General features: G+C 70.4%; 13 protein-coding genes and 1 riboswitch. Of the genes, 7 read left to right on the top strand and 6 right to left on the bottom strand.

Annotated features, from left to right (window positions below; translation table 11 throughout):
• The first annotated feature begins 27 nt into the window (after positions 1-27).
• A riboswitch (cobalamin riboswitch) is annotated at positions 28-148 on the top strand.
• 32 nt (positions 149-180) lie between these two features.
• Genes cobN through A5648_RS09920 form a run of 4 tightly spaced genes read left to right on the top strand, consistent with a single transcriptional unit; the run spans position 181 to position 6,672 of the window.
• Entirely contained in the window at positions 181-3,756 is a 3,576-nt protein-coding gene (cobN, locus tag A5648_RS09935; protein ID WP_065024389.1) for a cobaltochelatase subunit CobN, read from the top strand.
• Entirely contained in the window at positions 3,753-4,490 is a 738-nt protein-coding gene (gene cobF / locus A5648_RS09930) for a precorrin-6A synthase (deacetylating) (protein ID WP_065024388.1), read from the top strand. Before cobN ends, cobF begins: the two co-directional genes overlap by 4 nt.
• Positions 4,490-5,941 carry a cobyric acid synthase gene (locus A5648_RS09925; protein ID WP_065024387.1) on the top strand — a complete coding sequence of 484 codons (1,452 nt, stop codon included), beginning with the start codon at positions 4,490-4,492 and terminating at the stop codon, positions 5,939-5,941. The genes cobF and A5648_RS09925 overlap by 1 nt, the downstream gene beginning before the upstream one ends.
• Entirely contained in the window at positions 5,941-6,672 is a 732-nt protein-coding gene (locus A5648_RS09920) for a cobalt-precorrin-6A reductase (RefSeq protein WP_065024386.1), read from the top strand. Before A5648_RS09925 ends, A5648_RS09920 begins: the two co-directional genes overlap by 1 nt.
• Here the strand turns inward: A5648_RS09920 and A5648_RS09915 are convergent.
• On the bottom strand, positions 6,658-7,104 hold the full coding sequence (locus A5648_RS09915) for a hypothetical protein (RefSeq protein WP_065024385.1): 447 nt from the start codon (positions 7,102-7,104) through the stop codon (positions 6,658-6,660). The genes A5648_RS09920 and A5648_RS09915 overlap by 15 nt on opposite strands.
• Positions 7,105-7,227: 123 nt before the next feature.
• Between A5648_RS09915 and A5648_RS09910 the strand changes: the two genes are divergently transcribed.
• Positions 7,228-7,518 carry an antibiotic biosynthesis monooxygenase family protein gene (locus tag A5648_RS09910; RefSeq protein ID WP_065024384.1) on the top strand — a complete coding sequence of 97 codons (291 nt, stop codon included), beginning with the start codon at positions 7,228-7,230 and terminating at the stop codon, positions 7,516-7,518.
• 14 nt (positions 7,519-7,532) lie between these two features.
• Positions 7,533-7,958 carry a nitroreductase family deazaflavin-dependent oxidoreductase gene (locus A5648_RS09905; protein WP_065024383.1) on the top strand — a complete coding sequence of 142 codons (426 nt, stop codon included), beginning with the start codon at positions 7,533-7,535 and terminating at the stop codon, positions 7,956-7,958.
• Positions 7,959-7,968: 10 nt separating this feature from the next.
• Here the strand turns inward: A5648_RS09905 and A5648_RS09900 are convergent, their stop codons facing one another.
• Positions 7,969-9,348, bottom strand: a complete 1,380-nt coding sequence (locus A5648_RS09900; RefSeq protein WP_065024382.1) for an HNH endonuclease signature motif containing protein — start codon at positions 9,346-9,348, stop codon at positions 7,969-7,971.
• Between the two features lie 100 nt (positions 9,349-9,448).
• Between A5648_RS09900 and A5648_RS22710 the strand changes: the two genes are divergently transcribed.
• Positions 9,449-9,814, top strand: coding sequence for a hypothetical protein (locus A5648_RS22710; protein WP_082966414.1), 366 nt, complete (start codon positions 9,449-9,451; stop codon positions 9,812-9,814).
• On the opposite strand, the gene A5648_RS09895 is transcribed toward A5648_RS22710, so the two are convergent.
• The 4 genes from A5648_RS09895 to A5648_RS09880 are packed head-to-tail and all read right to left on the bottom strand — an operon-like array spanning position 9,726 to position 14,174.
• Positions 9,726-10,781: a cobalamin biosynthesis protein gene (locus tag A5648_RS09895; protein ID WP_082966413.1), complete on the bottom strand. Its 1,056-nt coding sequence runs from the start codon at positions 10,779-10,781 to the stop codon at positions 9,726-9,728. The two genes, A5648_RS22710 and A5648_RS09895, sit on opposite strands and share 89 nt — an antisense overlap.
• Complete coding sequence (locus tag A5648_RS09890) at positions 10,778-13,132, bottom strand: cobyrinate a,c-diamide synthase (RefSeq protein ID WP_065024381.1); 2,355 nt, start codon at positions 13,130-13,132, stop codon at positions 10,778-10,780. The genes A5648_RS09895 and A5648_RS09890 overlap by 4 nt, the downstream gene beginning before the upstream one ends.
• Positions 13,126-13,740 (bottom strand): cob(I)yrinic acid a,c-diamide adenosyltransferase, encoded by a 615-nt coding sequence (gene cobO / locus A5648_RS09885; RefSeq protein ID WP_065024380.1) that lies wholly within the window; start codon positions 13,738-13,740, stop codon positions 13,126-13,128. The genes A5648_RS09890 and cobO overlap by 7 nt, the downstream gene beginning before the upstream one ends.
• Positions 13,740-14,174, bottom strand: a complete 435-nt coding sequence (locus A5648_RS09880) for a hypothetical protein (RefSeq protein WP_428844327.1) — start codon at positions 14,172-14,174, stop codon at positions 13,740-13,742. The genes cobO and A5648_RS09880 overlap by 1 nt, the downstream gene beginning before the upstream one ends.
• Positions 14,175-14,258: the final 84 nt, after the last annotated feature.

Below are 14,258 nucleotides of genomic sequence, written 5' to 3'. Positions count from 1 at the left end.
GACATTCTTGCACGGCGCTCTGCGCTAGGCTGGCCGCCGTCTCGTGGTGTCAGGAACCCGGTGGAATTCCGGGGCGGTTCCGCCACTGTGAGGGGCGCTGACAGGCACAGCTCCCCGAGCCAGATACGGCTGCGGGACATCCGACGACGAGGGGCGCGAACCCCTCAGGAGGCCCGGCTTATGCGGCGCATTGCGCTTCTGTCCACATCCGACACCGACCTGCTGTCCGCACGCGCCAGCGGGGCGGCCTACCGGCTGGGCAACCCGGCGCGCCAGGAGATCGAACCGCTGATCGATGGCGGCGTTGATGTCGTGGTGCTGCGCATCCTGGGTTCCTCGGCGGAGATCGCCGACGAACTGAAGTTGCTGCGCGCGACCGGTCTGCCGCTGGTGGTGCTCGGCGGGGAGCGCTCGCCCAACGCCGAGCTGATGGAGTGCTCGACGGTTCCGATCGGGCTGGCGGCCCAAGCGCACGCTTATCTCGCCGAGGGCGGGCCGGCCAACCTCGCCCAGCTGCACGCCTTCCTGTGCGACACGGTGCTTTTGACCGGGGAGGGTTTCGAGGAGCCGGCGGTGGTCCCGGAATGGGGGTATGGGTCTCGGGAGCCGGTTGAGGCACCCGATGCGGTGCGGGTCGGTGTGCTCTACTACCGGGCCCACGAGGTCAGCGGCAACGCGGGATTCGCGCACGCGCTGGCCGACGCGATCGATGCCACCGGCCGGGCGGTCGGGGTGCCGATCTTCGCCGCATCGCTGCGCAACGCCCCCGACGAGTTGTTCGCGGCATTGGGAACACTGGACGCGGTGGTGGTCTGCATGCTGGCGGCCGGCGGGGCGATCAACGCGACCGCGACCGTCAGCGCCGGCGACGACGACGGTGCGTGGGACATCGAAAAGATTGCCGCGCTGGACATTCCGGTCTTCCAGGGGTTGTGCTTGGCCTCGTCGCGGGCGGACTGGGCGGCCAACGACGACGGCGTCACCCCGCTGGATTCGGCCACCCAGATCGCGATCCCGGAATTCGACGGCCGGATCATCACCGTGCCGTTCTCGTTCAAGGAGATCGACGACGACGGGCTGCCGCACTACGCCGCCGACGCCGAACGCTGCGCCCGGGTGGCCGGTGTGGTGGTCAATCACGCTGTGTTGCGGCGCATTCCGAACAGTCAGAAGAAGCTGGCGCTGGTGCTGTCGGCCTATCCGACCAAGCACTCCCGGGTCGGCAACGCGGTCGGTCTGGACACTCCGGCGTCGGCGGTGCGGCTGCTGCACCGGCTGGCCGACGCGGAGTATGACGTCGGCGACGGTTTCGGGGTACTGGGCATTGCTGACGAAACCGAGGCGGGGGATCGGCTGATCCACACCCTGATCGAGGCGGGCGGCCAAGATGAGGACTGGCTGTCCGCCGCGCAGCTGACCGAGGCGCAGGTGCGGGTCGGCGCGCAGCAGTACGCGCATTGGACCACGGAGCTGCCGGACTCGCTGCGCGAGGAGATGGCGCGGGCGTGGGGCCCCGCGCCGGGAAAGCTGTTCGTCAACGAGGCCGGCGAGATCGTGCTGGCCGCACTGCGATCCGGCAACATCGTGCTGATGATCCAGCCGCCGCGTGGGTTCGGGGAGAACCCGGTGGCGATCTATCATGACCCGGAGCTGCCGCCCAGTCACCACTACCTGGCCGCATACCGTTGGCTGGCACACGGCTTCGGCGCGCACGCGGTGATCCACCTGGGCAAGCACGGCTCGATGGAATGGCTGCCCGGCAAGACCGCGGCGCTCTCTTCCGCGTGCGCGACCGACGCCATGATCGCCGACCTGCCGCTGATTTACCCGTTCCTGGTGAACGACCCGGGCGAGGGCGCCCAGGCCAAACGCCGGGCGCACGCCACCATCGTCGATCACCTGATCCCGCCGATGGCGCGCGCGGAGTCCTACGGCGACATCGCGCGGCTGGAGCAGTTGCTCGACGAGTACGGCAATATCGCCACCATGGATCCGGGCAAGCTGCCGGCGATCCGCGGCGAGATCTGGAACCTGATGCGCGCCGCGGAGATGCACCGCGATCTGGGCCTGGACGAGCGGCCCGAGGACGAGGAGTTCGACGACTTCCTGCTGCACGTCGACGGCTGGCTCTGCGAGATCAAGGACGCCCAGATCCGCGACGGGCTGCACGTGCTCGGCGGTGCCCCGACCGGTCCCGAGCGGGTGAACCTGGTGCTGGCGATCCTGCGCGCCCCGCAGGTGTGGGGCGGAGTGGACCACGCGGTGCCCGGGCTGCGGGCCGCGCTCGGCCTGAAAGACGACGCGGCGGGTTCGGCGGTCGATGAGATCGAGGAGCGCGCCCGGCACCTGGTCGAAGCCATGGAGTCGGCCGGCTGGGAGGCCGGAGCGGCCGATTCGCTGCATCCCGATCCCGAGGTACGCCGGGTGCTGAGATTCGCTGCCACCGAGGTGGTTCCGCGGCTGGCGGGTACGGCGGCCGAGCTGGACTCGGTGCTGCATGCGCTGGCCGGTGGATTCGTGCGCCCAGGGCCATCCGGGTCGCCGCTGCGCGGCCTGGTCAACGTGCTGCCCACCGGACGCAACTTCTACACCGTCGACCCGCGGGCGGTGCCGTCGCGGCTGGCCTGGCAGACCGGGCAGGCGATGGCGGACTCGCTGGTGCGGCGCTACCTCGATGACACCGGCCGCTACCCGGAGTCGGTGGGATTGTCGGTGTGGGGCACCTCGGCGATGCGCACGTCCGGCGACGATGTCGCCGAAGTGCTGGCGCTGCTCGGGGTGCGGCCCGACTGGGACGAGGCCTCCCGGCGGGTGTCCGGGCTCGAGGTGATCTCGACCGAAGAGCTCGGCCGCCCCAGAATTGATGTGACGGTGCGGATCTCGGGCTTCTTCCGAGACGCCTTCCCGCACGTGGTGACCATGCTCGACGACGCCGTGCAGATGGTGGCGACACTCGATGAGCCGGACGATCAGAACTTCGTCGCCGCTCACGCCCGCGCCGACCTGGCCTCCCACGGCGACCTGCGCCGGGCCACCACCCGGGTCTTCGGTTCCGCGCCGGGCTCCTATGGCGCCGGTATTCTGCAGGTGATCGAATCCGGCACCTGGCGCGACGACAAGGACCTGGCCGAGGTCTACACCGCCTGGGGTGGATTCGCCTACGGCCGTGGGCTGGACGGTGCTGCGGCCGCCGATGACATGCGCACCAACTACCGCCGGATCAAGGTGGCCGCGAAGAACATCGACACCCGCGAGCACGACATCGCCGACTCCGACGACTACTTCGTCTACCACGGTGGCATGATCGCCACGGTGCGGGCGCTGTCCGGCTCCGACCCGAAAGCCTATGTGGGCGACTCGACGTCAACCGATGCCGTGCGCACCCGCACCCTGGCCGAGGAGACCGCCCGGGTGTTTCGGGCCCGGGTGGTCAACCCGCGCTGGATCTCCGCGATGCGCCGGCACGGCTACAAGGGCGCGTTCGAACTGGCTGCCACCGTCGACTACCTGTTCGGCTTCGACGCCACCGCCGGGGTGGTGCATGACTGGATGTATGAGAAGCTCGCCGCCGAGTACGTGCTCGACCCGGTGACCCGCGAGTTCCTCGACAAGTCCAATCCTTGGGCGCTGCAGGGCATCGTGGAGCGGCTGAAGGAGGCCGCCGACCGGGGGCTGTGGGCGGAGCCTGATCCGGAGACCATGGCAGCATTGCAACAGGCCTACCTGGAGGTCGAAGGCGACCTGGAGGACCGGTGAAGGTTTGGATTCTCGGCATCGGGATGGGCCCGCGGCACGTCACGCCCGAGGTGGCCGACGCGCTGCGGTCGGTCGACTATGTGTTGGCCGCCGAGAAGGGAGCCGAGGACGGCCTGCTGGCGTTGCGGCGGACTGTCGTCGACGCCTATGCCGAGTCGGTGCCGATCGTCACGGTCTCGGACCCTGCGCGCGACCGGTCAGCGGATCTGAGCGGACCGGGCTACGCGGGGGCCGTGGCCGACTGGCATGCGGCCCGGGCGCAGCGCTACGCCGATGTCTTACGGGAACGGGGCGGCACCGCAGCCTTCCTGGTCTGGGGCGACCCGGCGCTCTATGACTCGACCATCCGCGTTGTTCAGCAGGTGAAAGCCCTTGGCGTAGAACTAGAGTACGACGTGCTGCCGGGCATCAGCGCCCCGCAACTGCTGGCCGCCCGGCATCGGATCGTGCTGCACGAGGTGGGCCGGCCGGTGCACATCACCACTGGGCGGCGGTTGGGCGAGGCGATCGCCGCGGGGCAGGACAACATCGTCGCGATGCTCAACCCGGAGGGGCTGGACCTTTCCGTGGTGGCGGATTGGACGATCTGGTGGGGCGCCAACCTCGGTGCGGCGGGGGAGCGCTTGGTGCGTGGCCGGGTCGGCGACGTCGTCGGCGAGATTGCGGCCGCCCGCCGTGCGGCGAAAGCCGAAGCGGGCTGGGTGATGGACGTGCTCCTGGTACGCAGGCCCTGATGGCGGGGCTGCTGATCGCCGGGACCACCAGCGACGCCGGCAAGACCGTGGTCACCACCGGGCTGTGCCGGGCGCTGGCACGCCGCGGGGTAAGAGTGGCGCCGTACAAGGCGCAGAACATGTCGAACAACTCGATGGTGGTTGTCGGTGCGGATGGCCTCGGCACCGAAATCGGCCGGGCGCAATGGATTCAGGCGATGGCCGCGCGGGCCGTTCCCGAGCCGGCGATGAACCCGGTACTGCTCAAACCCGGCAGTGACCAGCGCAGCCATGTGGTACTGATGGGCCGGCCATGGGGCGAGCTGTCGTCATCGAATTGGATGCACGGCCGCCGCGCGCTGGCCGAGAGCGCCCACCGCGCCTACGATGACCTCGCGGGGCGCTACGACGTGGTGATCGCCGAAGGGGCCGGCAGCCCGACCGAAATCAACCTGCGCGCTGGCGATTACGTCAATATGGGGCTGGCGCGGCATGCTCGCCTGCCGGTAGTGGTCGTCGGCGATGTGGACCGGGGCGGGGTGTTCGCGGCGTTCTTCGGCACCGTCGCGCTGCTCTCGCCGGAAGACCAGGAGCTGGTGGCCGGGTTTATCGTCAACAAGTTCCGCGGCCAGCAGCGGTTGCTGGAGCCCGGCCTGGCTGACCTGCAACGTGTCGCCGGCAGGCGGGTTTTAGGCACCCTGCCCTGGCACCCGGGGCTGTGGCTGGATTCCGAGGACGCGCTTGACTTGGACGGCAGGCGCTCGGCGCGCGCCGGCGCGCGACGGGTGGCGGTGATCCGGCTGCCGCGGATCAGCAATTTCACCGATCTGGACGCGCTCGGTGTGGAACCCGATCTGGACGTGGTGTTCGCCTCCGATCCGCGCGGGGTGTCCGACGCCGATCTGGTGGTGCTGCCCGGAACCCGCGCCACCGTGTCCGACCTGGCCTGGCTGCGCTCGCGCGGGCTGGATACCGCGATCGCTGCGCACGCCGCCGCGGGCAAGCCGGTGCTGGGCATCTGCGGCGGTTTTCAGATGCTGGGCCGGGCGATCCACGACCCCGACGGTGTGGAGGGACCGCCGGGCGAGGTGGCCGGGTTGGGCCTGCTGGACGTCGAAACCTGTTTCGGCGCAGACAAAGTGCTGCGGCTGTCCGAGGGCGGCTACGAAATCCACCACGGCCGGATCACCCGCGGTGAGGGCGTGCAGGAATTTCCCGGCGGCGCCCGTGCCGGTCAGGTCTTCGGCACCATGCGGCACGGTGCGCTGGAGGGCGATGCGCCGCGCGCGGCGTTCCTGGCCGAAACCCTGGGCCTGGAACCGTCGGGGGTGTCGTTTCCGGCCGCTCGGGAGCACCGGCTCGACTTGCTGGGCGATCTGATCGAGGAGCACCTGGACGTCGACGCCGTGCTGGACTTGGCGCGCGGCGGGCCGCCGCCGGATCTGCCGTTCCTGCCGCCGGGGGCGCCGTGATGCGCCTGCTGCTGCTCGGTGGAACCGCGGAAGCCCGGGCGTTGGCCGAGCGACTGGTGACCGCCGGCGTCGACGTCACCACGTCGCTGGCCGGCCGGGTGGCCAATCCGCGGCTGCCGGTCGGTGCGGTGCGGATCGGCGGATTCGGCGGAATCGACGGGCTGCGTGCGGCATTGGCCGACTACGACGCCGTCGTGGATGCCACCCACCCGTTCGCCATCACCATGTCGGCGAACGCCGCCGCGGCGTGCGCCGCTGCCGGCCGCCCGCTGCTGCGGTTGGAGCGGCCCGGTTGGGCAGCGCGGGCCAGGCCGTCCTGGCAGTGGGCCGACTCGCACGAGCAGGCCGCTGTTATCGCGGCCCGGCTGGGCCGGCGGCCGGTGCTGACCATCGGGCGCCAACAGCTGGCGTCTTATCTGCCGGAGCTGGCCGAGGCGGCGGTGCTGGCGCGCGTCGTCGACCCGCCGTCGATGACGGTGCCGCCCACCTGGACGGTGGTCACCGACCGGGGGCCCTATGCGCTGGCCGGCGAACTCGCCCTGCTGCGTGAGCACCGCGCCGACGTGGTGGTGACCAAGGATTCCGGGGGCGAGTACACCTGGCCGAAGATGCTGGCCGCCGAGGAACTCGGGCTGCCGGTGGTCATCGTGCGGCGCCCGGACCGGCCGGCCGGGGTGAAATGCGTGTACGACGTCGAGCAGGCGCTGGCCTGGGTGCTAACCGGCGATTGACCACAGCTGCAGGGCGGCGCCGGCGGTCAGCAGCGCGGCGACCTTGACCACTTCCAGCCCGGCGTAGGCGTAGTGGGCGTGTGAGCGTTCGATCATCCCGCCGGCCGGTTCGACCGCCGCTGCCAGCACCGCGTCGGAGCGGCGGCGCAGCCGGGGCCGGACGAACAGCGACTGAATAGCCAGCATGCTTACCGCTATGCCGACCGCCGCCGGCGCGAGCCGTCCCGGGGGATCGGCGGCGACCGTGAGCACGACCACCGCCGCCAGCACGATCTCGACCGCGTTGAGCGCCCGGAATACCAGCCGGCCGATGCCCAAACCCAGGTGCAGGGTGATGCCCGGCGCCCGGAACTTCAGCGGCGCCTCGAGAAACGAGATCGCCAGCACCATGCCCAACCAGGCGAAGACGACTGCTGCTGCGATCGCGCCCATTCGCGGGTGCCTCCCAAGTTATCTGTGTCTGGCGGTTGCAGAAAACGTATCTGTGCAACTCGGTCACAGACAAGCGGGGAGGGGCGTAATGCTCGACACACGGCTTGCGGCAGACTGGCGGGCGTGATTGTCGAGCATGGAGTGCTGCCCATCCGCCCCGGTCGCGAAGGCGAGTTCGAAGCGGCCTTCGTCAAGGCGCGGCCGCTGATCTCGGCCCAGCCGGGCTTCCTGGGAATTTCGATGTCCCGCTCGATCGAGTCGCCGAGCCTTTATCTGCTGCTGGTGCAATGGGAGACTGTCGAGGCACACACCGAGGGGTTCCGGAAGTCACCGGAATTTCAGCAGTGGCGGGCACTGTTGCACGAGTTCTACGAGTCCCCGCCGGTGATTGAGCACTTCGTCGGCATCGACTAGGGGGTGATGCACCCGTGGACGCCAAGAGAACCTTGGAATTCAATGCGCACAACATCGCGGAGTTCCGCAGCAATGGCGGAAAACTGGGCGGGCCGTTCGAGGGCGCCCCGGTCCTGCTGCTGACCACCACCGGGGCCAAATCCGGGCAGCCGCGCACCAGCCCGATGATGTATCTCCCCGAGGGGGAGCGGATCATCGTGTTCGCCTCCAACGAGGGCAAGGACCACCATCCCAGCTGGTATCACAATCTGCGGGCGAATCCGTCGGCCACGGCCGAGATCGGTACCGAGACCTTTGCTGTCACCGCCACCGAGATCACCGGCGCAGAACACGACCGGCTCTATGCGATCCAGGCTGAGCGCTACCCGGGTTTCGCCACCTACCGGGAGCGCACCGATCGGGTCATCCCTGTCATCGAGTTGACCAAAGCCGAGTCCTGAGCCCGCCTGCTCAGGCGACGTCGTCCTCGGGTGGGTCGGGGTCGCTTTGGAGGAGTTCTTCGGGGTGGTGGGCGTGGTTGATCTCTGGTGGGCTGGTGCCGTCGGTCCAGGCGAGGCGGCCGGTTTTGGTGACGGTGGTGTGTTGGCGGCCGTCGGTGGTGTCGGTGTGGTCGGGGCCGCAGGCGAAGTAGAGGTTGTCGGTGTTGGTGCGCCCGGCTTGGGCCCAGGGTTGGGCGTGGTGGACTTCGCAGTGATATCCGGGCTGCAGGCAGTTGGGGCGGGTGCAGCCGCGGTCGCGGGCGTAGCAGATCAGGCGTTGGTCGGCGGTGGCCACGCGTTTTTGCCGGCCCAGGTAGAGCGGTCGTTGGGTGTGGTCGTCGAAGACGGCCAGGTAGTGAATCGCGTTGGCGGCCATGCGGATCAGCTCGCGCATCGGCAGGCGGGATCCGCCGCCAGTGGTAGCCGGCGCGGGCATGGGGACCGAGGGATCGCATGCCGCGTGGGCGGCTTGGTTGAGTTCGGCCAAAGTGGTGGTGACCACCACGGTGACCGGATGCCCGCGGTGAGTGCCCAGGCCTTGGGAGGAGAGGGCGGTGGCCAGGGCGAGTTTGAAGGCGTCGTGGCGGCGCTGGGCATCGCTGCGCTCATCACGGCCGGGAGCGTCCCCGGGTTGGTGGCGGCCCGGGCGGACCGCGGCGGCGATGGCTTCGAAGTAGGCCCGGGCCTCTGGATCGAGCAGCCCGGACAGTTTCGACATGCCGTCGGGGCCTTGGCGGCCCAGGACCAGGCCGCGGCGCCGGGCCCGGTCTTCGTCGCTGAACAATCCGTCGGGGTTGAGGTGATCGGCGATGCGCTGCCCGAGTTTGGTGACGACGCCCGAATCCACCCGGGTGGCGTGGGCGACCAGGGCGGCTTCGACCTTGGCGATCTCATCCGGGGCTACCGAGGCGGGTAGGACGTCGACGGCTTGGCAGACCGCCCGAATGTGATCCTCCCCGACCGCACCCGCCTCGACCGCCTGCGCCAAGGCGGGCAACTCCGGTGGGATTTCGGCGCCGGTCAGGGACCGGCGCGGCAGGATGCGGGCGGCCAGGCGGCAGCGGCGGCTGATTTCGCGCGGGGTGATGCGCAGCCGCTTCCACAGCGCGTCCCGTGCTGCGGCGATCGAGCCCTCACCATCGGGCGGGTCGGCCAGCTCGCCGAAGATCCGATACATCAACCCCCGGTTGGTGCGTTCCTGGGTTTCCAGCCGCTCGGCAACCTCAACACGAAAATCGTTGCCCACCACATCCGAAGGTGTCTCGCGCAACACCTGATGGGCGGCATCGATGGCATCCAGGGCCGCGCAGATCTGCTGCCGCGCCGCCGTCGCACCCAGTGCCGTTGCCATACCCCGACGCTAAAAAGCAGCCCCGACACCAAAGCCGATGACCACCCCTCGGGGCACCATGGCTGTGGACGAAACCCCAACTGTGGATAACATCGCGTCCGTGGTTCGCTGCGCCTACGCTCACGACGCGGTTGTTGTGCTCCATCCCGGCGGTAGCCCTAATGCGCCCGGCGGGGCCATTACCAAGGCGCTGTGCGGGAGCTGGGACCACTCACCGCCGTGCCCATTGGCGCCGCATCACACCGCCAACCACGTCGCCGGTGACGACGTCACGCTGCGGGTGCTGTTCGCCGCCGAAGCCGCCGACGAGCCACGCGTCCGGCAGCTGATCACCGAGGCGCTTGCCCTCGGCGAGTTGACCGGTCCTGATGGGCTGGTCACCAGCTGGCAGTTGAAATCGGCTGCTGCCGGCCGAGTCCGGCCAAGCGAGGAAGACCACGCCGCCGAACTGATCGCTCACCACTGAGTGGCTTGACGCCGACGGTCGCCAGACCGCCGGACGGCCACGCTCGGCGGGACGTCCGCGAACCCAGGATCATCGCACCGGCCGTCGCCCCGACGCCCACCCGCCGGGCCAGCCGCACCGCCCGCGGAATATCGGCGGGAACCGGAGCCCGCCCGTGTCCCATCAGCGCCCGGTCCTCACGACGGTTCCCGTAGTAGACGTTGACACCCCCGAGCTGTAGGCCCAAGGCGCCCGCGAACGCGGCCTCGACCACCCCGGCGTTCGGGCTGGGATGGCGCCGGGCGTCGCGACGCCACGCGCGCAGCGCGCCAAGGGAATCCGGCCCCAGGATGACGGCCAGGGCCCCACTTAGCCGGGAGGCGGGCAGACCCAGCACGTCATCCAGCCGGGCCGCCGCCCAGCCGAAGCGGCCGTAGCGGGCGTTGCGGTGGCCGATCATCGCGTCCAGGGTGTTGACGGCACGGTGCGCCACCAGACCCGGAATCCCGGCCGCCGCACCCCACACCAACGACGCGACCACCGCATCCGAGGTGTTCTCCGCGACGGATTCGACGACAGCCCGGGCGATCTCGTCGGGTCCCAGCGCGGCGGTGTCGCGACCGACCAGGTTGCGCACACCAACACGGGCCCGGTCCAGATCGCCGGCGGCCAGCAAGCCATGCACCGCACGCGCCTCGCGTTCCAGGGAGCGCCCCCCGAGCACCGCCCAGGTCGCCAGAGCGGTCAACGCAATTCGCGCGCACGGGGTTCGAACCGAGCGCTCAGCGGCGTACCCCAGCCCGGTGGCGCCGCCGACCAACACAAGCACATGAGCCACGCCGGTCCAGCGGCTGTCGCGGTAGGTCCGCCGTTCCAACGCCAGCGCGCACGTCCCGAATCCGGCGACCGGATGCCACCGCCGCGGGTCCCCGCAGGCGCGGTCGGCGACAAAACCGAGCGCCAGCCCCAGAGCCCGCGCCGAAATCACCCGAGAATCCGATCCAGCGCCGCCAGCAGCCGATCGGTCAACTCCGGGGGACGCACCGCGATCCGCACCCAGCTGTCGTCGAGGCCCGGGAAAGTGTCGGCCCGCCGCACCGCGATACCGTTCTCCCGCAACGCCGCATGCACACCGGCGCCGAGCCGGGCCAGGACATACGGGGCGACACCGGCGGCCAACGGCACCCCCCGCGCGACGAGAGCCGCCGTTAGCTGATCCCGCCACAACGCCAACCGCTCTGCCCGGCATTCGCTTTCGGCGAGTGCACGAGAGTCAGAGCAGGCCAGCATGGCGGCCAGTGCCGGTGCCGACACCGACCAGGGAATCTGCAGCCGCGCCGCATCGGCGATCAACAACGGATCGCCCAGAAGATATCCCGCCCGCACCCCGGGGATCGACCAGTGCTTGGTCAGGCTGCGGGTCACCAACAGGCCCGGCTGCGAGAAACCGGCCAGGCTTTCCGGCTCACCCGGCACCGCGTCCAGAAACGCCTCGTCGACCAGCACCACCCGCCCGGGCCGCAACAGCGAAAGCAACAGCGAAGCCGGATGCAGCACCCCGGTGGGGTTGGTCGGGTTACCGACGACGACGAGGTCGGCGTCATCGGGCACCGCGGCGGGGTCCAGCGCGAAACCGTCCTCGGCACGACAAAGCACGACATCGACGCTGTGGCCGGCGGCGATCAGCGCGGCGTGCGGCCCGGTGTACTGCGGGTGGACCACCATCGGCCGTCGCCACGCTCGGAGCCGGGCCACCAGGTCGAAGGCCTCGGAGGCGCCGGCGGTGGGCAACACCGCCTCGCGGGAGACGCCGTGCCGGGCGGCCAGCGCGTCGCGGGCGGCGCCGGCGTCCGGGTAGGCCGCGGCGTCGGCGAGCGAGGCATGCAGGGCGGCATCGAGCCAGTCCGGCCGCGACCCGACGTAGACGTTCACCGCGAAATCCGCCAGCCCGGCCCGCGCTTCGGTGTCGCCGTGATGGTGCAGATCCGGGCCGGTGAACTGATGCACGGCATCGGCGAAACGCTGAGCCAGCTGCGGGTACCCGGCCCAGTGGGTATGCAGGTACGACGCGTGCAGGCTCGGCCCGGCGATACCGTCCGGGCCGTCCGGCAGCTGCCAGGCCGCGGCGACCGGGCCGGTGAACGTGACGACGGTGCGGTGGAATTCATGCCCGGTCACCCGCAAGCCGGCCTCCGCCAGCAGCGAATCAGTCGGCGCGACGGCCTCCCGATAGCCCAGAGTCAGACGCGGCGACATCTTGGCGGCGGCGGACAGCGCACCCACGCCGGGCACCTCGCCGACACTGCGGCACAGGTAGGCCAACCCGCCGCATTCGGCGACGGTCGGCACCCCCGCAGCGATCGCCGCTCGCAGCGCGCCGGCCAGCGCGGTGTTGGCGGCCAGCTCGGCGGCGTACACCTCCGGGAACCCGCCGCCCAGATAGATGCCCGCGGTCCCGGCCGGCAGGCCGGAGTCGGTGAGCGGGTCGAAGCACACCACCTCGCAGCCCGCGGCACGCAGCAGCTCGAAGGTCTCGGTGTAGCCGAACGTGAAGGCCCGCCCGCCGGCGACAGCGACCACCGGGCGAGGGGGCGAGGAGCCGGCGCGTACCTCCGCAGCCGGATCCCACACGGCGCCAACCAGATCCGGTGCCCGTCGCGCCACGGCAACCACCGCGTCGAGGTCCACCTGCCGCGCGATCAGCCCGGCCAGTCGGTCCAGCATCGCACCGGACTCGTCGCGTTCGGCGGCCGGCACCAGCCCGAGATGCCGAGACGGGGCCTGCACGCCCGCATCCCGGGGCAGCACCCCGAGCACCGGAATGCCGGTGGGGCGCAAGGCGGCGACGACTTCATCGGCGTGCCGGGCGCTGCCGGCCTGGTTGAGGATCACGCCGGCCACCCGCACGTGCGGGTCGAAACCGGCCAGGCCCGCCACCACCGCGGCGTGGGTACGCGACGCGTGCGAGATGTCGACGACCAGCAACACCGGGGACTCGGTCAGTGCCGCGACGTGAGCGGTGGAGGCCTCGCCGTCAGAGCCGAGCCGGCCGTCGAAAAGCCCCATCACGCCTTCGATCACGGCGATCTCGGCGCAAGAAGCACCATGCAGCAGCAGCGGCACGATCCGCTCGGCACCTACTAGCACCGGATCCAGGTTGCGGGCCGGGCGCCCGGTGGCCAGCGCGTGGTAGCCCGGGTCGATGTAGTCCGGGCCGACCTTGTGCCCGCTGATCGACAGCCCGCGTGCGGCCAGCGCCGCCATCAGCCCGACCGCCACGGTGGTCTTACCATGCCCGGATGCGGGCGCGGCCACCACGATCCGGGGGAGACTTACCATTCGATCCCGCGCTGGCCCTTCTGGCCGGCGTCCATCGGGTGCTTGATCTTGGTCATCTCGGTGACCAGGTCGGCGGCCTCGACCAGCCGCGGATGGGCGCGGCGGCCGGTGATAACGACGTGCTGGTGGCCGGTCCGGGAGCGCAGCGTCTCCACCACGTCGTCGACGTCCACCCAGCCCCAGTCGATCGGGTAGGTGAACTCGTCGAGGACGTAGAGGTCATGGGTCTGCTCGGCAAGGCGGCGCTTGATCTCGCTCCAGCCGGCCAGCGCATCGCCGGCGTGATCCTCGGTGCTGCCGGATTTGCGGCTCCACGACCAGCCCGAGCCCATCTTGTGCCACTGCACCGGGCCGCCCTCACCGGTCTCGTCGTGCAGGGCGCCGAGCCGCTCCAGCACCGCCTGCTCGCCGACCCGCCATTTCGCGGATTTCACGAACTGAAACACCCCGATCCGAAAGCCCTGATTCCAGCCGCGCAGCGCCAATCCGAATGCCGCGGTGGACTTTCCCTTGCCGTCGCCGGTGTGCACCATCAGCAGCGGCCGGTTGCGGCGCTGGCGGGTGGTCAGGTTGTCGTCGGGCACCGTCAACGGTTGTCCTTGCGGCATCAGGCAGCTCCCTTTCCGGTGGCATCGCGAACGATGTCGGCCAGCGCCTCGGCACTCACCTGCGGCAGCGGGACGTATTCGGCCCGCAGCTGCTCGGCCAGGCTGCGTGCCAACCCGAGCCGCATCCGGCCGCTCTCGCAATCCACCACCACCGCCGAAAACCCCTGTGCGGCAAGCTGGGACGCGGCCTGACGGGACCGCTCGACCGGATCGGCGCCAGCGGTGGCCCGGCCGTCGGTCAGCACCACCAGCAGCGGGCGACACGCCGGTTCGCGCAGCCGTTCCCGACGGATCAGCTCGGCGGCTTCGAGCAGGCCCTCGGCCAGTGGGGTGCGGCCGCCGGCGGGCAACTCGTCCAGGCGCACCGCGGCGATCTCCACCGACCCGGTCGCGGGCAGCACCACTTCGGCTCGCGTATCGCGAAACGTCACCACCGCCACCCGGTCCCGTCAGGCCGCGTCCCAGCTTGCCGCACAGGGGTTTTCGGCGGTGGTGGTGGATTGCGAGAGCGGCCGGAT

Source organism: Mycolicibacter sinensis, assembly GCF_001673565.1.
Classification (GTDB): Bacteria; Actinomycetota; Actinomycetes; order Mycobacteriales; family Mycobacteriaceae; genus Mycobacterium; species Mycobacterium sinense_C.
Note: the sequence above shows the minus strand (reverse complement) of the source record. Positions and strands in the feature narration are given on the sequence as shown.